We start from the raw sequence: 19,310 nt of genomic DNA, 5'->3' as shown, positions 1-19,310 counted from the left end.
GCTGGTCATGACGGGGCGATACAGGAGTAACCGCCCGGGGTGTCAGACCCGGCCGTTAGTCTCGGGGATCATGAGACTGCTGCACACTTCCGACTGGCATCTCGGCCGGGCGTTCCACCGGGTGAGCATGCTCGGCGCCCAGGCCGAGTTCATCGGCCACCTCGTCACGACCGTGCGTGAGCACGACGTGGACGCGGTCGTCGTGTCGGGAGACGTGTACGACCGGGCCGTACCGCCGCTGGCCGCGGTGGAGCTGTTCGACGACGCCCTGCACCGGCTTGCCGACCTCGGCGTGCCGACGGTGATGATCTCCGGGAACCACGACTCCGCCCGCCGCCTCGGGGTCGGTGCCGGGCTGATCGGCCGGGCGGGCATTCATCTGCGCACCGAGCCGTCGGCGTGCGGCACGCCGGTGGTGCTTCGGGACGACTTCGGCGACGTTGCCTTCTATGGTCTGCCGTACCTCGAACCCGCCTTGGTGAAGGACGAGTTCGGGGTGGAGAAGCCGGGACACGAGGCCGTGCTCGCCGCTGCCATGGACCGGGTCCGTGCCGACCTCGCCACGCGCGCACCCGGCACGCGGTCCGTCGTCCTCGCGCACGCCTTCGTCACCGGCGGTGAGGCCAGCGACAGCGAGCGGGACATCACCGTCGGCGGTGTGGCGTCGGTGCCGGCGGCCGTCTTCGACGGCGTGGACTACGTGGCGCTCGGGCATCTGCACGGCTGCCAGACCCTCACCGAGCGCGTGCGCTACTCCGGCTCTCCGCTGGCGTACTCCTTCTCGGAGACCGCGCACCGCAAGAGCATGTGGCTCGTCGACCTCGACGCCGACGGCTCGGTCGCCGCCGAGCGCATCGACTGCCCGGTGCCGCGCCCGCTGGCCCGGATCCGGGGCCGACTGGAAGAGCTGCTCGCCGATCCGGCGCTCGCGCCGCACCAGGAGGCCTGGGTCGAGGCGACGCTCACCGACCAGGTCCGCCCGGCCGACCCCATGGCCCGCCTCACCGAGCGGTTCCCACACGCCCTCAGCCTCGTCTTCGACCCCGAGCGGGCCGCCGACGAACCCGAGGTGTCCTACGCCCGCCGCCTCGCGGACCGCAGCGACCAGCAGATCGCCGAGGACTTCGTGGCCCATGTGCGCGGCGCGGGGCCCGACGCGGACGAACAGGCCGTTCTGCGCGACGCGTTCGACGCGGTGCGCGCGGACCAGGCCGTGCGGGAGGTGACGCGGTGATGCCGTACACCGTGGTGGAGGGGCCCCGATGAGGCTGCACCGGCTGGACATCACCGCCTTCGGCCCCTTCGGCGGCACCCAGACCGTCGACTTCGGCGAACTGTCGGCCGCGGGACTCTTCCTGCTGCACGGACCGACCGGCGCCGGCAAGACGTCCGTCCTGGACGCCGTGTGCTACGCGCTCTACGGCTCCGTACCGGGCGCCCGGCAGAGCGGCCAGGGCACGACCCTGCGCAGCGACCACGCCGCCCCCGCCACGCGCACGTCGGTCACCCTCGAACTGACCGTCGCCGGGCGCCGGTTGGAGATCACCCGGCAGCCGCCGTGGGAGCGCCCCAAGAAGCGCGGCACGGGCACCACACTGGACAAGGCGCAGACCTGGCTGCGCGAGTACGACGCCACGGCCGGCAGCTGGAAGGACCTCAGCCGCTCCCACCAGGAGATCGGCGAGGAGATCACCCAACTGCTCGGCATGAGCCGCGAGCAGTTCTGCCAGGTGGTCCTGCTGCCCCAGGGCGACTTCGCACGCTTTCTGCGCGCCGACGCCGAGGCCCGCGGGAGACTGCTGGGCCGCCTCTTCGACACCCGCCGTTTCGCGGAGGTCGAGAAGCGGCTCGCCGAACGCCGGCGTGCCACCGAGACCGGGGTGCGCGACGGGGACGCGGCGCTGCTGGCCGAGGCGCATCGCATGCAGCAGGCCGCGGCCGACTCCATGGAACTGCCCGAACTGGCGCCCGGCGATCCCGGCCTGGCCGAGGCCGTCCTGACCGCCGCCGCCGTCGCCCGCAGCACCGCCCGCGAACAGCTGACCGTCGCCCGGTGCGGCCTGGCCGCCGCCGAGGCCGCCCAGGCCGCCGCCGACCGCGCGCTCGACGGCGTACGCGAAGTGGACCGGCTGCAGAAGCGGTTCGCGCAGGCGCAGGAGCGGGCCCGGCTGCTGGAGGAGCGGAGCGAGGCCCACCGGGCGGACCGGCAGCGCATGGAGCGGGGCCGCAAGGCCGAGGCGGTGGCGCCCGCCCTGGAGCTGCGGGAGTCCGCCGGCGCCGAACACCGGCAGGCGGCCGCGGCCGAGGCACAGGCGCGTGCCGCGCTGCCGGACGGCTTCGCCGAAGCGGCCGCGGCCGGGCTCGCGGCCGCCGCGCGCCGGACCGCCGAGGAGCTGGGCGGCCTCGAATCCGCCCGCCGCGCCGAGCAGCGCCTGGCCGCACTCGGTGGGGAGCGCGTCGACCTGGACCGCCAGGAGCGCGCCGACGAGGACGCCCTCCGGGAGGCGGAGGCCTGGCTGGCCGAGTGGGAGACGACCCGGGCCGGGCTGCAGGCGCGCATCGACTCCGCGCAGGAGGCCGTCTCCAGGGCAGAGCAGCTCGCCGTGCAGCGCGAGCCCGTGCAGCAGCGGCTCGGCGCCGCGCGGCTGCGCGACCAACTGGCCGGGGACACGGAGCGGGCCCAGCAGCAGGCCCTTGCCTCGGGAGAGCGTGCGCTGCGGGCCCGGGCGCACTGGCTCGACCTGAAGGAACAGCGTCTGAACGGCATCGCCGCCGAACTCGCCGCGAACCTCGAGGACGGCGAGCCCTGCGCCGTCTGCGGCGCCACCGAACACCCCGCCCCCGCCCGGAAGATCGCCGGGCATGTGGACCGCGAGGCGGAGGAACGGGCGCTGACCGCCTACCAGCGTGCGGAGGAAGCGCACACCGAGGACGAGCGGCGCCTCGCCCTCGTACGAGAGGCCCTCGCCGCCGCGACCGCCGAAGCGGGCGACGCCCCGACGGACCAACTCGCCGACGAAGCCGAGGAATTGGAGCGGCTCCTTACCCAGGCCCGCCGGGATGCGTCCGGGCTGCACGCCGCGCGCGAGGAACTGCGCCACGCCGAGCACGAACACGAGCGGCGGACCACCGCCCGGCGACAGGCCGAGCTGCGGGCTGCCTCCCGGCTGGCCCGCCGGGAGGCTCTGGACCGCGAAAGGGCTTCCCTGGAAGGGGAGTTGGCGCAGGCGCGGGGCTCCTCGGGCAGTGTGGCCGCGCGCGCCGCGCAACTGGAGCTACAGGTCGCCCGGCTCACCGAGGCGGCCGACGCGGCCCGCGCCGCCGAGGCCACGGACCAGCGGCTCAAGGACGCCGACGCCCGGCTCGCCGACGCCGCCTTCCGCGCCGGCTTCGACACCCCGCAGGCCGCGGCCGCCGCCCTGCTGGACGACACCGCGCACCGTGAGCTGCAACGACGGCTGGAGGCCTGGCAGTCCGAGGAGGCCGCCGTACGCGCGGTCCTGGCCGAGGACGACACCGCGGCCGCCGCCCGGCAGCCGCCCGCCGACCTCGCCACGGCCGAGCGCACGTCAGCGGTGGCGGCCCAGCGGATGCGTGACGCGGCCTCCGCATGCGATGCCGCCGCCCGCCGCTGCAGCGAACTCGACCGGCTCTCCGCGCGGGCCGCCGCCGGGGTACGAGGGCTGGGGCCGCTGCGCGAGGAGTACGAGCGGGTGGCCCGGCTGGCCGGGCTCGCGGCCGGCACCTCCGCCGAGAACGAGCGCAGGATGCGCCTGGAGTCGTACGTCCTCGCGGCCCGCCTGGAACAGGTGGCCGCCGCCGCGACCGTACGACTGCACCGCATGTCCTCCGGCCGCTACACCCTGGTCCACTCCGACGACCGCACCGGCCGCGGCCGTAGCGGCCTCGGGCTGCACGTCGTCGACGCCTGGACCGGGCGGGAGCGGGACACGGCGACCCTGTCGGGCGGCGAGACGTTCTTCGCGTCGCTCGCGCTCGCCCTCGGTCTCGCGGACGTCGTCACCGACGAGGCGGGCGGGGTGCGGCTCGACACCCTGTTCATCGACGAGGGCTTCGGCAGTCTCGACGACCAGACGCTGGACGAGGTCCTGGACGTCCTCGACTCCCTGCGCGAGCGGGACCGCAGCGTCGGCATCGTCAGCCACGTCGCCGATCTGCGGCGGCGGATCCATGCGCAGCTGGAGGTGGTGAAGGGCCGGTCGGGGTCGGTGCTGCGGCAGCGGGGCGTCGGCTGAGCTCACCGGCCCAACGGGCGGCGCGGCAGTGGGGACGAGTAGACCACGCTCGTGGTCACCGAGCCCAGTGCGCCGATCTTGCCGGACACCTCTTCCAGATGGCGCATCGAGCGCGCGGCGACCTTGATGACGAAGCAGTCGTCGCCCGTCACATGGTGCGCCTCCAGGATCTCGGGGGTCGCGGCGACGAGATCGTGGAACGGCTTGTAGTTACCGTTCGGATAGCGCAGTCGCACGAACGCCAGGACCGGCAGCCCCAGCCGCTCGGGGTCCACGACGGCCGCGTACCCCTGGATGACCCCCGCCTCCTCCAGACGCCGCACCCGCTCCGTGACCGCGCTGGCGGACATCGAGACGGCACGCGCCAGCTCGGCGAAACTGGCCCGGCCCTCCCGCTGCAGGACATCGAGGATGCGCCAGTCGGTGGCGTCCGGGGAAAACGCGGTCATCCCCGATGGATAGCAGGGAAAACCCCGGCTGATCAAGGGGAATGCCGTGGATCGCTCCTTAAGGAAGGGGATCACCAGGCGTAGATTTCCGGTCGACGAAGCCCGCAACGGAAGGCCAGAGATGAGCAGCAGCACGACCGCCGTCAACCCCGTCCTGCGGGTCGCCCCCGCCGCCCCGGCCGAGGCTGCCGCCTACTTCCGCGCAAGCCTCACCTTCCACGCCGATGTCTCCGATGTGGCCGCCGCGCTCGCGGCCGGCGGCGACGCGGGCTTCGTCGTCGTCGACTCCCGCTCCACCGAGTCCTGGGACCAGGGCCATGTCCCGGGCGCGATCCACCTGCCGATCGCGCTCGTCCCGGAGCAGGCCGAGCAGCTCCTCGACCGGTCGGTTCCGGTCGTGACGTACTGCTGGGGGCCTGGCTGCAACGGCGCCACCCGTGCCGCCCTCGCCCTCGCCGAACTCGGCTACCAGGTCAAGGAGATGCTCGGCGGCTTCGAGTACTGGGTACGCGAGGGCTTCGAGTACGAGACCTGGCAGGGCCGCGAGCGGCGCCCCGCCGACCCTCCCCCACGCTCGAACAAAGCTCGCGCGGGGGCACCCCCATCGGCGCCGGTCGACGCGGAGGACTGCGGGTGCTGACGGTTCCTGTGCGCGGGGAGGACTGCGGCGGCTGACGCCACGCGCCCGGTGCGGAAATTCATGTGCGCCCCGTCCGCAGCTTCCCGAACATGTTCGGCATGCCGAAACTTCCGCACCCCGCCCCCGAAGAGCTGCGCCGCGACCCCCTGCCCCTGCGCGGCCGGACCGCGCTTGTCACCGGGGCGAGCCGGCGAGGCGGCATCGGGCATGCCGTGGCCCGGCGGCTGGCCGCGTACGGGGCGAGCGTCTATCTGCACCACCATGTGCCGCACGACGCCGCCATGCCCTGGGGTGCCGACCGGCCGGAGGACGTGCTCGCCTCCGTGCGCGGGGCGCTCGGCGCCCCGGACGCCCGGGTCGTCGCCGGGCCGTGCGACCTCTCCGACCCGGACGCACCCGCCGAGCTGATCGCCACCGCCGCCGCGTCGCTCGGCGGACGGCTCGACATCCTCGTCGCCAATCACGCCCTCAGCGGCTCCGACGGCACACTCGACACGATCGACGCCACGATGCTCGACGCCCACTGGGCGGTCGACACCCGCTCGGTCCTGCTGCTGGTGCAGGAGTATGCGCGGCTGCGGGCCGGGCTGCCGCCGCGTACGCCGGGCGGGCGCGTGGTGATGATGACCTCGGGACAGGACATCGCGGGCGGGATGCCCGGTGAGATCGCCTACGCCCTCCAGAAGGGTGCCCTCGCCTCGATCACCCGCTCCCTGTCGACGACGCTCGCCGAGCATGCGGTCACAGTGAACACCGTCAACCCCGGCCCCGTGGACACGGACTACCTGACCGGCGAGGCCTACGCGGCCGTGGCCGAGCGGTTCCCCGCCGGACGGTGGGGCATGCCCGACGACCCGGCCCGCCTCATCGCCTGGCTGGCGACGGACGAGGCGGCGTGGATCACCGGTCAGGTCATCGACTCCGAGGGCGGATTCCGGCGCTGATCAGAGGGCGGACAGCTCGTCCACCAGGTCGTCCAGGCCCAGGGAGCCCTGGGAGAGGGCCGCCATGTGCCAGGCCTTGAGGTCGAAGGTGTCACCGTGCCGCTTGCGGGCGTTCTCGCGGCCCAGCAGCCAGGCGCGTTCACCGAGCTTGTAGCCGATCGCCTGGCCCGGAATCGTGAGATAGCGGGTCAGCTCGCTCTCCACGAAGTCCGCAGGCCGGCTGCTGTGCGCGCCGAAGAACTCCTGGGCCAGCTCGGGGGTCCAGCGCTCACCGGGGTGGAAGGGCGAGTCCGCCGGAATCTCCAGCTCCAGGTGCATACCGATGTCCACGATGACCCGCGTGGCCCGCATCATCTGCGCGTCGAGGTAGCCGAGCCGCTGCTCCGCGTCGGTGAGGAAGCCCAGCTCGTCCATCAGACGCTCCGCGTACAGCGCCCAGCCCTCGGCGTTGGCGCTGACCCCGCCGACTGTGGCCTGGTAGCGGGACAGGTTCCCGGCGACATGCGTCCACTGGGCCAGCTGGAGGTGATGGCCGGGGACGCCCTCGTGGTACCAGGTCGAGACCAGGTCGTACACCGGGAACCGGGTCTGGCCCATGGTCGGCAGCCAGGTGCGGCCCGGACGGGAGAAGTCCTCCGACGGGGGCGTGTAGTAGGGGGCCGCCGCGCTGCCGGGCGGGGCGATGCACGACTCCACCTTCCGGACCCGCTCGGCGAGTTCGAAGTGTGTGCCGTCCAGCGCCTCGATCGCCTGGTCCATCAGGTCCTGCAGCCACTGCCGGACCTCGTCGACGCCCTCGATGTGCCGGCCGTGCTCGTCGAGGTGCGCGAGCGCCACCCACGGCGTCTTCGCGCCGGGCAGGATCTTCTCGGCCTCCTGCTTCATCTCCGCGAGGATGCGGTGGAACTCGGCCCAGCCGTACGCGTACGCCTCGTCCAGGTCGAGGTCGGTGCCGTTGAAGTAGCGCGACCAGCGGGCGTAGCGCTCCCGGCCCACGGTGTTCGGCGCGCCCTCGACCGTCGGTGCGTACACGTCACGCGTCCAGTCCCGCAGTTCCACGACGGCCGCCGTCGCGGCGCGGGCGGCGTCGTCCAGCTCCGTGCGCAGCGACTCGGGGCCGGCCGAGGCGAAGTCCTCGAACCAGCCGCGGCCGGTGCCGTCGGTGTCCGACCACTCGGTGAGCTGCTCGACCAGGGTCGCCGTCGGCCGCGGACCCGCGTACAGCTTGCGTTCCAGACCGAGCGCGAGGGACTCGCGGTAGCCGGCCAGCGCGGCCGGCACCGCCCGCAGCCGCTCGGCGACGGCCGCCCAGTCCTCCTCCGTCTGCGTCGGTGTCACGGTGAACACCTCGCGCACCGAATGCACAGGCGTGCCCAGGTTGCCGACCCAGCGCAGCCCCTCGTCGGCCTCGTGCACGGCGAGCTCGGCGGTGAGCCGCTCGCGCAGCAGGCGTGCGCACCGGCGCTCGATGCCACTGTCCGCGCCGGGCCGGCCTTCGGCCTCGCCGAGCCGCGCGAGCGTCCTGCGCGCCAGCTCCGCGAGCGCCTCCTGGCCCGCGGGCGAGGTATCGGGCAGGCGGCTCGAACTCTCCTGCACGCCGAGATAGGTACCGGTGATCGGATCGAGGGCGATGAGCTCGTCGACGTAGGCGTCGGCTACCTCACGGGGCAGCGGGCTGTTGGTCTGTGACATGCGGACCATCCTCATACGAGGTGCCGCCGCGCGTCACCCGGATTGAGCCGACGGCGAAGGCGGCAACAGCGGGCCGCAGTCCCACTGTTGGAAAATCAGCCGGGTCTCCACGCGGGCGACTTCACGCCGGGACGTGAACTCGTCCAGGACCAGCCGCTGCAGATCCGCCATGTCCGCGACCGCGACATGGACGAGATAGTCGTCGGGACCGGTGAGGTGGAAGACGGTCAGCGACTCCGGCAGCGCCCGGATCCGCTCCACGAACGGTCCCACCAACTCCCGCCGATGCGGCCTGACCTGCACCGACAGCAGTGCCTGCAGCCCACGCCCCAGCTTGGCCGGATCCAGCCGCAGCTGATGGCCGAGGATCACGCCCGCGCGGCGCAGCCTGGTCACCCGGTCCAGGCAGGTCGACGGGGCGACCCCGACCTGGGCGGCGAGATCGCGGTAGGTCGTCCGGGCGTCGTTCTGCAACAGCCGCAGCAGATCGAGATCCACCGGATCCAGTTCGACAGATTCGGACATCTGTCGAACGTATCACGGCCTCTGCGGCCAATGACCCGGTCAGTGTTCACCCTTCCCTCCATGGACACGCCCATCGCATCGAGAGCACTGGCCACCGAGGCCGTGCACGCCGGCCGCGACGACCTCGCCCGTCAGGGACTGCACGCCCCGCCGATCGACCTGTCCACCACCTATCCCTCGTACGACAGCCGCGGCGAGGCCGCCCGCATCGACGCCTTCGCCGCCACCGGGGCGGAACCGGACGGCGCGCCTGTCTACGCCCGGCTCGGCAACCCCACCGTCGCCCGCTTCGAGACCGCCCTGGCCCGCCTCGAAGGCACCGAGTCGGCCGTGGCGTTCGCCAGCGGCATGGCCGCGCTGAGCGCGGTCCTTCTCGTACGGGGGTCCATGGGGCTGCGCCACGTCGTGGCCGTACGCCCGCTGTACGGCTGCAGCGACCACCTGCTCACCGCCGGCCTCCTCGGCAGCGAGGTCACCTGGACCGACCCGGCCGGCATCGCGGACGCGCTGCGCCCCGACACCGGGCTGGTCATGGTGGAGTCCCCGGCGAACCCCACCCTCGCCGAACTCGACCTGCGGGCTGTCGCCCACGCCTGCGGTTCCGTCCCGCTGCTGGCCGACAACACCTTCGCCACGCCGGTGCTGCAGCGTCCCGCCGAGCAGGGCGCACGGCTGGTGCTGCACAGTGCCACCAAGTACCTCGGCGGGCACGGGGACGTCATGGCCGGTGTGGTCGCCTGCGACGAGGAGTTCGCCCGGCGGCTGCGGCAGGTGCGGTTCGCCACCGGCGGGGTGCTGCATCCGCTGGCCGGCTATCTGCTGCTGCGCGGCCTTTCGACCCTTCCGGTCCGGGTGCGGGCCGCGTCGGCGAACGCCGCCGAGCTCGCCCGCCGCCTTGCCGCCGACCCGCGCGTCGCCCGCGTCCACTATCCCCGCATCGGCGGCGCGATGATCGCCTTCGAGGTGCTCGGCGACCCGCACGCGGTCATCGGCGGCGTCCGGCTGATCACTCCCGCCGTGAGCCTCGGCAGCGTCGACACCCTCATCCAGCACCCGGCGTCCATCAGCCATCGCATCGTCGACGCGGACGACCGTCGGGGCGCCGGCGTCAGCGACCGGCTGCTGCGGATGTCGGTGGGCCTGGAGGACGTCGACGACCTGTGGGCCGACCTGGACCGCGCCCTGGGGGAACGGGTGTCGCCGCCGCAGCAGCGAACCGCGGCAGCGCGCGGCTGATCCGGGGCACGCGCAAACGGCCCGGCGTTCACCACCGGGCCGTTCCCTGCGGACGTCGAAGGGTCAGTCCCGCACGCTGGGCCGGCCCGCCTCTTCGTGGTCGTACGGCAGCCGCGAGCTGACCGGCGTCGCGTCCAGCCGGGCCGTGATCACCAGCGTGCCCTCCTCGATCTGGTAGTCGAGCGGCAGGCCCAGTCCGCGCATCGCGGCGACCATGCCGGTGTTGGACGACCGCGTCACGGCGTACACGCTTTCGCAGCCCGCCTCCACCGCCATCGTCACCAGGCGGCCGAGCAGCTCGCCGCCGATGCCGCGCCGCTGCCACTCGTCCTCGACAAGCAGCGCGACCTCCGTCTCGTCCCCGTCCCACAGCAGATGACCGAGCCCGACGATGTGGCCCGACGCGGTCTGCACGGCGAGCGTCCGGCCGAAGCGCGGGCTGAGCAGATGGTTGAGATAGCGGTTCGCGTCACCGACCGGACCGTGGTACCGCATCGCGAGCGTCCTCTGCGAGCACCGCTCGTGCATCTCCTTCGCGGCCTCCAGGTCGCTCGTGTCGGCCCGGCGCACCGTGATGGCACTGCCCTGCGGCAGCGTCAGCACGTCCTGGCTGCGCGGGATGCGCGGCCCGAGCCGGGCGTCCAGCTCCACCAGCGCCCGTGCCCGCGCGAACTCGGTCGGTGTGAACGGCAGATACGGCCGTTCCACGGTGATCACTCCGCCTTCCGGTGCGCGTAGCCGCATCACGGTGTCCTCCAGGGCTCCCTCCACCGCAATGTCGTCCGTCCCGCGGTTGCCCCCTGCCGGGGCGGGCAGCGAACGGATGGTGCACCGGCCGAGCAACTGTCGTAGTGCGAGCGGCAGTTCGGCGTCGTCCAGCGCGGTGCGGGTGGCGAGGCCGAGGATCCGGGTCGGCGCGTCCACCAGGTCGTGGGCGTCGGCCCGCTCGATCCAGGTGTGCGTACCGCCCGCCCGCGAGACCGCCCGGGTGATCTCGGACGCCGCGAGCTCTGCGGGAGCCCGCAGCAGGAACTCGTCGACCGTGCCGTCACCCAGCGGATGCGTCTGCAGGCTCAGAATGTCGACCCGGTGCCCGGCGAGGGCCGTGCACAGTGCGGCCAGCGAGCCCGGTTCGTCCTTCACCGTCGTCCGCATCCGCCACAGCGTGCCCTCCCCGGCCTCGGACTCAGGGCTCGCGGACGGCCCGGCCTGCTGCTCCGGGGAGCGCGGCCGGGCGCCGGTATCGCTCTTCGGAGGAGCGTGACCGTGGCGCCGTGCCCACCAGATGTGGAAGGCGGCCGTGGCGAGCAGGACGACCGCCGAGATCACCAGCAGCGCCGGACCGTCGGGTCCGTGCCCGATCAGGTTCGCCACGGCATCGGCCACCGCGACGGCGGTGAAGAGGGCGGCGAGTTCGACGACGTCCCGTCGCCAGTGGTGCACAGGACGCCCGTTTTTCGTACGCGTCACATCAGGCATGTCTCGACTCATGCAGCCACTGTGAAGGAAAGGTGTTGCGTGATCACGAACGCTTTGTGACTGATCGGTAAAGTATGGTTCTGTCCGTTTTGCAGTTCTTTTTACGAGTGTGTTGCGTCAGAGGTGTCAACGAGGTGACACCGGCCCTGCCGACGGGCCCCTGCCTGCCGAGGGGCGCGCACCGGGGGATGACACCGGTGCGCGCCCCTCGGCCGCGCGTACCGAATCTACTGGCCGACGCGGCCCGGCTGCAGCACCTGCGTGAACAGCACGGTGCCGTCCTGTTCGCGCAGCCGCACCGTCATCTCCCCGCTGTGGCCGTCGATGTCCACCTCGCCGAAGAACTGATAGCCCCCGGCCGGTGAGACGTTGGCCGTGGCCGGCGCCTTCACGAACACCCGCTCCGGGCCGAAGGTGTTGTCGAGCGCGTTGGCGGGGAAGGCGCCCGCGTTGAGCGGGCCCGAGACGAACTCCCAGAACGGCTCGAAGTCGGTGAAGGCTGCCCGCGACGGCTGGTAGTGCTGCGCCGAGGTGTAGTGCACATCGGCGGTCAGCCACACCGTGCCCGTGATCCGCCGGTGCTTGACGAACCGCAGCAGCTCGGCGATCTGCAGCTCACGGCCGAGCGGCGCCCCGGGGTCGCCCTGCGCGACCGCCTCGATGTCCGGTCTGCCGTCCCCGGTGTCCGGCACGACCAGGCCGAGCGGCATGTCGGAGGCGATCACCTTCCACACCGCTCGGGAGCGGGACAGCTCCCGCTTGAGCCACTCCAGCTGCTCGCGGCCGAGGATGCCCTGCTGGTCGGTGGGCTGGTCGTCCGTGGAGTTCGCGTTGCGGTATGTGCGCATGTCCAGGACGAAGACGTCGAGCAGCGGGCCGTGGTGCTGGACCCGGTGGACCCGGCCGTCGGGGCGGCGCAGCGTCGAGATCGGGAAGTACTCCGAGAACGCCTGCCGGGCGCGCGCGGCGAGCACGTCGACGTTCTTCTCGGTGTACCGGGTGTCGGTGAGGATCTCACCCGGGTACCAGTTGTTGGTGACCTCATGGTCGTCCCACTGGATGATGGACGGCACCTGGGCGTTGAAGGCGCGCAGGTTCTCGTCCAGCAGGTTGTAGCGGAAGTTGCCGCGGAACTCCGCCAGCGTCTCGGCGACCTTGGACTTCTCCTCGGTGGTGATGTTCCGCCAGGTCCGCCCGTCGGGCAGGGCCACGGTCTCGGTGATCGGACCGTCGGCGTAGACGTTGTCACCGCTGCAGATGAAGAAGTCCGGGTCGAGGGCGGCCATCGCGTCGTAGATCCGGTAACCGCCGAGCTCCGGGCTGATGCCCCAGCCCTGTCCGGCCAGATCGCCGGACCAGACGAACCGCACCCCGTCGCGCCGCCGGTCGGACGCCGTGCGGAAGGTGCCGGTGACCGGCTCGCCGGTGCGACGCGGGTCGTCCGGGTCTGCGAGCAGCACGCGGTAGTGGATCTGCTCGCCGGACGGCAGTCCGCGCAGCCGGGTCGTGCCGGTGAAGTCCGTGCCGGCGCCGAGCAGCGGGCCGTGCCATCTGCGCGGGTTGCGGAACGACTCGGTCGCGGACGTCTCGACGATCATCCGGGCCGGCCGGTCGGACCGTACCCACACCAGCCCGGAGTGCGCGGTCACGTCGCCCGTCTGTACGCCCCAGCCCGCCGAGGGGCGCCCCGACCGGGCGAGGGCCGGCGCCGCGCCGAGGCCGACGGGCAGGGTCAGGGCCGCAGACGCGGCGAGGGAGCCGCGCAGGACGCTGCGGCGGCCGGGGAAGGGACGGTGTGACATGGGCGCCTCCAGGACGGGACGGTTCCGGCCAGTTGCGATGCCACAACTACTGGTGCGCCGCAGCGCACACGGAAACCACAAGTGAACAACTGACCGTGGGCGCACGGGAAAGCGGCGGCTACCGGGCAAGAACAGGAGAGCCTCCTGACGGACCGTCTTCGCTCAGCGGCTGCCGTCGAGCAGGACCCGCGCGACCAGCGCCGGGTCGTCGTTCATCGGGACGTGACCGCAGCCGGGCAGCCGGACCAGCCGGGCCCGGGGAATGACGTACTTGGCGCGGACGCCCTGCCGGGGCACGAGCAGCCGGTCCCTGCTGCCCCAGGCCACGGTGACCGGAATTCCCGGAACGTCATCGGTGAACTGCACGTCCCTTCCGGCCCGCAGGGTCTCCGAGAAGCCTTCCGCACGCGCCAGCGCGAGCGTCTCCGCGACCACGGCTTCGGGGGAACGGCGGGCCGGGCGGGCGTAGATGGCGCTCGTCAGGAGCGTACGGCCGAGCGCCGGGCGGGCGAGCCGCTCGACCACGGGCCCCGGCATCCGCTGCGCGATCTGCCGCATCGTCATCAGGACACCGAAGGCGTAGCGCCGCTCGACCGCCGACCAGAACCCGGCCGGGGACAGCGCCGTGACCGACCGGACGAGCCGGTCGCGACCGAGCTGCAACGCCAGCAGACCGCCCAGCGAATTGCCCGCCACATGCGGCCGTTCGACATCCAGCGCCTCGCACAGCGCGGTGAGTACGGCGGTCATCGACGGCAGGTCGTGCGCCAGCCCGGCCGGGAGCGCCGGGGACTGACCGCAGCCCGGCAGATCCACGGCGATCACATCGCGCTCGGGCGCCAGGGCGGGGATCACCGGGTCCCACACCTGCCGGTGGTGACCTATGCCGTGCAGCAGGAGCAGCGGTGCACCGGTGCCCGCGCGCGCGTAGGAGACGGTGACGCTCCGCGGGCCGTGCGGGGTGGGGACCTTGAAGGAGACGGTGGCGGACATACAGCTCCTTGGCGAGGACTCGTGCGCCGGACGTGGTGTAGACACCTTGTCAGCAATAGCTACCGCCGGGTAGCCCTCCGGTCGTCGTCAACCACTCAGCCGTACGGACCGCGAAGTCCCGCCCACGGAATCGCCTGGACACGACCGGACGCGTCGGATGGGATGAGGGCGTGACCACTGACACCGCCACCGAGGTCTTCGAAGAGCACCGCGCCGTCCTCCTGGGTGTCGCCTACCGCATGCTCGGCCGCGTGGCCGACGCGGAGGACGTGGTGCAGGAGGCCTGGCTGCGCTGGTCCGGCGCCGACCGGTCCGAAGTGCGCGTACCGCGCGCGTTCCTGGTGCGTGTCACCACCCGCCTCGCCGTCGACCGGCTGCGCCAGATCAAGGCGCGCAACGAGGCGTACATCGGCCCCTGGCTGCCCGAGCCGTATGTCGCCGAGTTCGGCGGCGCCGTCCCGGACGCGGCGGAGCGGGCGATGCTGGCCGACTCCGTGTCCCTCGCGGTACTCGTCGTCCTGGAGTCGCTGTCGCCGCTGGAGCGGGCCGTGTTCGTCCTGCGGGAGGCCTTCGGATACCCGTACGCGGACATCGCCGCCATGCTCGACCGGGCCGAGCCGGCCGTACGGCAGCTTGCGGGCCGCGCCCGCAAGCACGTCGACGAGCGCCGGCCGCGCTACGACGTCGACCCCGTCCAGCGCCGTGATCTCACCGAGCGGTTCCTCGCCGCCGCGGCGGACGGGGACCTCGAGGGCCTCATGTCGCTGCTCGCCCCCGACGTCCGGCTCGTCGGCGACAGCGGCGGCAAGGCGAAGGCGCCCCTGCGGGTCCTTCAGAGCGCCGACAACGTGGGCCGCTTCCTCGTCGGCGTCGCCCGCAAGGGCGTTGCGGCGGCGTCCTTCCGGTTCCTGGAACTCAACGGCGGCCCCGCGGTGCTGGTCCTGTCCGGGGACGAGCCCGACTCCGTGTTCCAGTTGGACGTCCTCGACGGGCGCATCCATTCGGTCTACGTCATCCGCAACCCGGACAAGCTGCGGAGGCTGGCCGGCGAGTAGCTGCCGTTGCCGCTATGTCACCTATGCGGTGTTTTGTGAACGCCCCGTGAACGCTTCACGTCGGTCCGCCCGTACGGCGCCCAAGGGATCGAGGATTGGTCTTGACCAAGGGTGAGGGCCGTCCTATGGTCGCAGACAAGTGCAACAACCTTTAATAAACAAGGGCGCTAAAACGCCGCCGGATCACGGCGATTGCGGAGGACAGGGTGGGGACCACGCAGCTGGAATCGGTGCCGGAACCGAAGTACTGGCACCTCAAGACCGTGCTCACGGAGGCACTGGACTCCGAGTTCTCCGTGGGCGAGATCCTGCCCAACGAGCGCGACCTCGCCGCCCGCTTCGGCGTCGCCCGCGCCACGCTGCGTCAGGCCCTGGAACAGCTCGAACTGGAAGGCCGGCTGCAACGCCGCCGCGGTGTCGGTACGACCGTCGCGCCACCGCGCGTGGGAGTGGCCGTCGGCACCGAGCAGCACGCCTGGCCGGGCGCGCCCGGCGATGCCTGGCAGGCCGTCGACTGCACGGTGGCGGCGCCGCCGGCGGCGGTCGCCGACGCCCTGGAGGCCGGCCCCGACGAACCCGTGCACACCGTGCGCCGCACCCGGATGACACACGGCCAGCCGGTTGCCGCCGAGCTGCTGTACATCCCCGAGTCGTCCGTGCCCGAGCTGTCCGCCATCGACGCCCCGGCAGGACCGGCACGCGCGCGTGCGTTGCTGCGGGAGCTGCAGCGTATGGAGCTGGAGGGCCAGGACAGCGCCGTGGAGCTGGGCTCGGCCCGGGCCGACGACGCGAAGGAACTCGACCGGCTGCCGGGCGCGCCCGTGCTCGTCGTCACCACCCGCTACTTCGCCGAGGGCCGCACCGCCGCGCTCTCCGTCGCCACCTACCGCGCGGACACCTGCCGGCTGACCTTCGGGGACTCGGGCGGCGTGGAGATCCACCAGGACACACAGCGCCGGGCATCCTGACCGCCGGTCCCGGCGTCTCGCGCTCGGACGGTGCCCGGGGGTACGCGAGGTTTTCCGGGCCCGTCGGAGGGCGCTTCAGTGGCGTGCCGTCACTGTGCTCTCGACCGCGAAGAGCTGCTCCTCCACATGGTCCAGGGCCAGTCGCAGTGCCCCTGTCGCCACCGCGGCCTCGCCGAGCAGTGACAGGGTCACCTTCGGCGGCCGCAGGCAGTAGCGCGCCAGCTCGCGCCGCAGCGGGTCCAGTACGCCGTCCAGTCCCGCCGCCCAGCCACCGATGACGACCAGCTCCGGGTCAAGAGCCAGCACGAGCGCGGCGACATCGTGCACCAGCCGCTGGATGAACCGGTCGACGGCAGCCCGGGCCCGCTGATCGCCCTGACGGGCCTGGGCGAAGACCTGGGCGACCGCCTGCTCGTCCAGCGGATGCAGCGGCTCGTCCGTCGTGGACAGCAGCGTCTCCGGGGTGACGTCCCGGCCCAGCAGATGCAGCGCGCCGATCTCACCGGCGGCCCCGCCGAAACCGCGGTGCAGCCGCCCGCCGATCAGCGAACCGGCGCCGGGGCTCAACCCCGCCAGTACGAACACGACGTCGTCGGACTCGGTGGCGGAACCCTTCCAGTGCTCGGCAACGGCCGCCGCGTTGGCGTCGTTCTCCACCAGGACGGGACACTTGAAGGAGCGGCCCAGCCGTTCCCCGAGACGCAGCCCGGTCCACCCCGGCAGTGCCGTACCCAGCCGTACCGTGCCGTCCGCCTCGACGATCCCGGGCGTGGCCACCCCCACCGCCCGCAACGATCCGCGCGCCACCCCGGCCCGCCGCAGCAACTCGGCGACCGCGGTGCGCAGCCGCTCCAGGCGCTCGTCCGCGTGCGCCGTCTCGTCGACGTCCTTCGCCTGCGCGCCGATCATCCGCCCGTCCAGGTCGGCGAGGAGCGCGGCAACGCGATGCGCCCCGATCTCCAGCCCCAGCAGATGACCGGCCTCGGCCCGGAACCGATACCTCCGCGCCGGCCGCCCCTGACGCCGGGCGGCACCCTCCTCGGCTGCCTTCTCCACCACGAGACCGGCCTCGATGAGCCCTTCGACGACGCCCTCGACGGTGGGCCGGGACAGCCCGGTCACCCGGGTGATCTCCGTCAGCGTCGCGCAGTCCGTGGCACGCAGCGCGTGCAGCACCACCGCGGAATTGATCCTTCGCAACAGCGAGGGATCCCCACCGGTCAGCCGCCCCACCGTCCGTCCTCCCAGCTAGTGCGCGTGTTGGCCGGATGGTACTCGGCGCAGGACAGCCGGGCGAGAGGCGGACGCCTGCGGTCCGGTGCGACGACCGCGGTCAGCCCGGCGACACGAACCCCGACTCGTACGCCGTGATGACCGCCTGTGTGCGATCCCGCGCCCCCAGCTTCGCCAGCACCGCGCTGACATGCGACTTCACCGTCTCCGTGCCGACGACCAACTGCCCGGCGATCTCCGCGTTGGACAGCCCGCGCGTCATCAACCGCAGCACCTCCGCCTCCCGTTCGGTCAGCTGGGCCCGCTCCAGCACCGCCCGCGCCGCACGATTCCCGCCGTCCTCGCCGTACTCCGCCGCCAGCTGCCGTACCGACGCCGGGAACAGCAGCGACTCGCCCTCGGCCACGAGCCGTACCGCGTGCACGATCTCGGCCGGCCGGGCCCGCTTCAGCAGGAACCCGTCGGCGCCGGCCCGTAGCGCCCCATAGACGTACTCGTCGTTCTCGAACGTCGTCACCACCAGGATCTTCGGCGGCTCGTCGATCGTCCGCAGCACCGCGCGCGTGGCCTCGATGCCGTCCAGCAGCGGCATCCGTACGTCCATGGCGACCACGTCGGGCCGCAGGCGCCGCACCAGCGGAATCACCGCAGCCCCGTCGGCCGCCTCCCCGACGACCTCGATGTCGGGCTGCGCCTCCAGCACGGCCCGCAGGCCCGCCCGTACCAGGGGCTCGTCGTCGACGAGGAGAACGGTGACCGGCATCCGGCCAGCGTAGATCAGCCGAGCGGCAGCTCCACACGCACCTGCCAGTCGCCCTCGTCGGGCCCCGTCCGCGCGCGGCCGCCCAGCAGGGCAGCGCGCTCCCGTATGCCGCGCAGACCGCTGCCCCGACCGGGCCCCGGTATGTCGGCGGTGAGCGGGTTGCGCACCTCGAGGGTGAGTGTGCCGCCCGCGACGGCGATGCGGACCCGGACGGCGACGGACCCCGCGTGCCGCAGCACGTTGGTCAGGGACTCCTGGAGAATGCGGTAGCCCTCCCGGGAGACCGGGCCGGGCACGGTCTCCAGCGGCCCGCTCATCTCGACCTCCACCTTTGCACCGGAGGCACGCGCGGACTCCAGCAGACGGTCGGCGTCCGTCAGCGTCGGCCGGCTGCTGACCGGCCGCTCCGGCTCACGCAGGATGCCGAGGACGCGATCCAGGTCCTCCAAGGCCGCCCGGCCGGTCTCCTCGATGGCATCCAGGGCCCGGTCGGTGAAGGCGGGATCGCCTGCCGCGCGCGCGGCACCCGCCTGCACCACCGCCACGGTCAGGGCGTGGCCGATGGAGTCGTGGAGTTCGCGAGCGATGCGGGTGCGTTCCAGAAGCTGCTCGGTGCGCTCCTCCATGGCGGCGAGGCGCTCGGCAGGGGAGGGGCCCAGGAGACGGTGGGCGAGTGCGGTGATGAGGTGGCCCGAGGCGACCACGGTCGCCGCCAGCGTGACCAGCGCCGGCGGCACGAGCAGGACGTGCCACCACTCGTGGCCGTCGAGGAGCAGCAGTACGCCCTCCTCGACGTCACGGCCGAACGCCGCCGACACCAAGTCCACCGAGGCAAGGGCCAGTTGAACGGTGAACAGCGAGGTCGCGCAGCCGAGCAGCAGCCGCGTCTCCAGCCACACGACGAGCCGCCCGCGATCTCTCCAGGAGGCGGACGGCGCGACGACGATGCCGGTCCCCTCACTGTCGTGCCGGTGGCCGGTCAGCAGCAGCCTGGCCTGCATCCCCTCCGCGGTGCGCATCGCGGGCACCAGGCCGACGGGGGCGAGCACCGCGGCCGCCACCAGCCAGGTCCACCAGGCTTCCTTGACGAACAGCCACAGGGACGGCCACACGATGGCGATGAACAGATGCAGCAATCGTGTGTACGTCACCGCCCTGCGGAACGGGCGCAGCCAGCGGACCATTCCGTCATCGTGCCAGCCGCCACTGACAACGAGCCTCCCCCGCACGGGGGAGGCGATCTCCACCCGCGGGGGAGGAACCGCCTGCGCCCCA

General features: G+C 72.7%; 16 protein-coding genes. 7 read left to right on the top strand and 9 right to left on the bottom strand.

Annotation, left to right across the window (positions count from 1 at the left end; translation table 11 throughout):
• The first annotated feature begins 70 nt into the window (after positions 1-70).
• Both StrepF001_RS02700 and StrepF001_RS02695 read left to right on the top strand, forming a co-directional pair.
• Positions 71-1,234: an exonuclease SbcCD subunit D gene (locus StrepF001_RS02700; protein WP_129796661.1), complete on the top strand. Its 1,164-nt coding sequence runs from the start codon at positions 71-73 to the stop codon at positions 1,232-1,234.
• A 28-nt stretch (positions 1,235-1,262) separates the two neighbouring features.
• Positions 1,263-4,256, top strand: coding sequence for an SMC family ATPase (locus StrepF001_RS02695; protein ID WP_129796660.1), 2,994 nt, complete (start codon positions 1,263-1,265; stop codon positions 4,254-4,256).
• Between the two features lie 2 nt (positions 4,257-4,258).
• Here the strand turns inward: StrepF001_RS02695 and StrepF001_RS02690 are convergent, their stop codons facing one another.
• Positions 4,259-4,705, bottom strand: coding sequence for an Lrp/AsnC family transcriptional regulator (locus StrepF001_RS02690; RefSeq protein ID WP_129796659.1), 447 nt, complete (start codon positions 4,703-4,705; stop codon positions 4,259-4,261).
• Between the two features lie 121 nt (positions 4,706-4,826).
• Between StrepF001_RS02690 and StrepF001_RS02685 the strand changes: the two genes are divergently transcribed.
• Both StrepF001_RS02685 and StrepF001_RS02680 read left to right on the top strand, forming a co-directional pair.
• The gene (locus StrepF001_RS02685) at positions 4,827-5,345 is read left to right on the top strand and encodes a rhodanese-like domain-containing protein (protein ID WP_129796658.1); all 519 of its coding nucleotides are present in this window, start codon (positions 4,827-4,829) and stop codon (positions 5,343-5,345) included.
• Positions 5,346-5,443: 98 nt separating this feature from the next.
• Positions 5,444-6,289, top strand: coding sequence for an SDR family oxidoreductase (locus StrepF001_RS02680; protein ID WP_129796657.1), 846 nt, complete (start codon positions 5,444-5,446; stop codon positions 6,287-6,289).
• Here StrepF001_RS02680 and StrepF001_RS02675 read toward each other — a convergent pair whose 3' ends face one another.
• Positions 6,290-7,981 (bottom strand): DUF885 domain-containing protein, encoded by a 1,692-nt coding sequence (locus StrepF001_RS02675; RefSeq protein ID WP_129796656.1) that lies wholly within the window; start codon positions 7,979-7,981, stop codon positions 6,290-6,292.
• A 33-nt stretch (positions 7,982-8,014) separates the two neighbouring features.
• Positions 8,015-8,506, bottom strand: coding sequence for an Lrp/AsnC family transcriptional regulator (locus StrepF001_RS02670; protein ID WP_129796655.1), 492 nt, complete (start codon positions 8,504-8,506; stop codon positions 8,015-8,017).
• A 30-nt stretch (positions 8,507-8,536) separates the two neighbouring features.
• On the opposite strand from StrepF001_RS02670, the gene StrepF001_RS02665 reads away from it, so the two are divergent.
• Positions 8,537-9,742 (top strand): PLP-dependent transferase, encoded by a 1,206-nt coding sequence (locus StrepF001_RS02665; protein ID WP_129796654.1) that lies wholly within the window; start codon positions 8,537-8,539, stop codon positions 9,740-9,742.
• A gap of 63 nt (positions 9,743-9,805) precedes the next feature.
• On the opposite strand, the gene StrepF001_RS02660 is transcribed toward StrepF001_RS02665, so the two are convergent.
• The 3 genes from StrepF001_RS02660 to StrepF001_RS02650 form a co-directional block, all read right to left on the bottom strand.
• Positions 9,806-11,233: a GNAT family N-acetyltransferase gene (locus StrepF001_RS02660; protein ID WP_206306763.1), complete on the bottom strand. Its 1,428-nt coding sequence runs from the start codon at positions 11,231-11,233 to the stop codon at positions 9,806-9,808.
• 215 nt (positions 11,234-11,448) lie between these two features.
• A complete protein-coding gene (locus StrepF001_RS02655; RefSeq protein WP_129796653.1) occupies positions 11,449-13,023 on the bottom strand; it encodes an alkaline phosphatase D family protein in 1,575 nt (524 codons plus the stop codon).
• A gap of 162 nt (positions 13,024-13,185) precedes the next feature.
• On the bottom strand, positions 13,186-14,016 hold the full coding sequence (locus tag StrepF001_RS02650; RefSeq protein ID WP_129796652.1) for an alpha/beta fold hydrolase: 831 nt from the start codon (positions 14,014-14,016) through the stop codon (positions 13,186-13,188).
• Between the two features lie 170 nt (positions 14,017-14,186).
• On the opposite strand from StrepF001_RS02650, the gene StrepF001_RS02645 reads away from it, so the two are divergent.
• Complete coding sequence (locus StrepF001_RS02645) at positions 14,187-15,071, top strand: RNA polymerase sigma-70 factor (RefSeq protein WP_129796651.1); 885 nt, start codon at positions 14,187-14,189, stop codon at positions 15,069-15,071.
• Between the two features lie 206 nt (positions 15,072-15,277).
• A complete protein-coding gene (locus StrepF001_RS02640) occupies positions 15,278-16,039 on the top strand; it encodes a GntR family transcriptional regulator (RefSeq protein WP_129796650.1) in 762 nt (253 codons plus the stop codon).
• A gap of 75 nt (positions 16,040-16,114) precedes the next feature.
• Here StrepF001_RS02640 and StrepF001_RS02635 read toward each other — a convergent pair whose 3' ends face one another.
• From StrepF001_RS02635 to StrepF001_RS02625, 3 genes are all read right to left on the bottom strand, one after another.
• Positions 16,115-17,272, bottom strand: coding sequence for an ROK family transcriptional regulator (locus StrepF001_RS02635; protein WP_129796649.1), 1,158 nt, complete (start codon positions 17,270-17,272; stop codon positions 16,115-16,117).
• Positions 17,273-17,372: 100 nt separating this feature from the next.
• Positions 17,373-18,035: a response regulator transcription factor gene (locus StrepF001_RS02630; protein WP_129796648.1), complete on the bottom strand. Its 663-nt coding sequence runs from the start codon at positions 18,033-18,035 to the stop codon at positions 17,373-17,375.
• Positions 18,036-18,049: 14 nt separating this feature from the next.
• Positions 18,050-19,219, bottom strand: a complete 1,170-nt coding sequence (locus StrepF001_RS02625) for a histidine kinase (RefSeq protein ID WP_129796647.1) — start codon at positions 19,217-19,219, stop codon at positions 18,050-18,052.
• Positions 19,220-19,310 lie beyond the last annotated feature (91 nt).

The organism is Streptomyces sp. F001 (assembly GCF_004187715.1).
In the GTDB taxonomy this organism is placed as follows: Bacteria; Actinomycetota; Actinomycetes; order Streptomycetales; family Streptomycetaceae; genus Streptomyces; species Streptomyces flavusporus.
The sequence above is the reverse complement of the archived record's forward strand: the minus strand, read 5'-3'. Positions and strand labels throughout refer to the sequence as shown.

Coding starts and splice junctions, on each gene's coding strand:
- StrepF001_RS02685 (WP_129796658.1), top strand. CDS start 4,827: ATGAGCAGCAGCACGACCGCCGTCAACCCCGTCCTGCGGGTCGCCCCC.
- StrepF001_RS02680 (WP_129796657.1), top strand. CDS start 5,444: ATGCCGAAACTTCCGCACCCCGCCCCCGAAGAGCTGCGCCGCGACCCC.
- StrepF001_RS02630 (WP_129796648.1), bottom strand. CDS start 18,035: ATGCCGGTCACCGTTCTCCTCGTCGACGACGAGCCCCTGGTACGGGCG.
- StrepF001_RS02655 (WP_129796653.1), bottom strand. CDS start 13,023: ATGTCACACCGTCCCTTCCCCGGCCGCCGCAGCGTCCTGCGCGGCTCC.
- StrepF001_RS02670 (WP_129796655.1), bottom strand. CDS start 8,506: ATGTCCGAATCTGTCGAACTGGATCCGGTGGATCTCGATCTGCTGCGG.
- StrepF001_RS02665 (WP_129796654.1), top strand. CDS start 8,537: ATGACCCGGTCAGTGTTCACCCTTCCCTCCATGGACACGCCCATCGCA.
- StrepF001_RS02660 (WP_206306763.1), bottom strand. CDS start 11,233: ATGAGTCGAGACATGCCTGATGTGACGCGTACGAAAAACGGGCGTCCT.
- StrepF001_RS02700 (WP_129796661.1), top strand. CDS start 71: ATGAGACTGCTGCACACTTCCGACTGGCATCTCGGCCGGGCGTTCCAC.
- StrepF001_RS02625 (WP_129796647.1), bottom strand. CDS start 19,219: ATGGTCCGCTGGCTGCGCCCGTTCCGCAGGGCGGTGACGTACACACGA.
- StrepF001_RS02695 (WP_129796660.1), top strand. CDS start 1,263: ATGAGGCTGCACCGGCTGGACATCACCGCCTTCGGCCCCTTCGGCGGC.
- StrepF001_RS02675 (WP_129796656.1), bottom strand. CDS start 7,981: ATGTCACAGACCAACAGCCCGCTGCCCCGTGAGGTAGCCGACGCCTAC.
- StrepF001_RS02650 (WP_129796652.1), bottom strand. CDS start 14,016: ATGTCCGCCACCGTCTCCTTCAAGGTCCCCACCCCGCACGGCCCGCGG.
- StrepF001_RS02690 (WP_129796659.1), bottom strand. CDS start 4,705: ATGACCGCGTTTTCCCCGGACGCCACCGACTGGCGCATCCTCGATGTC.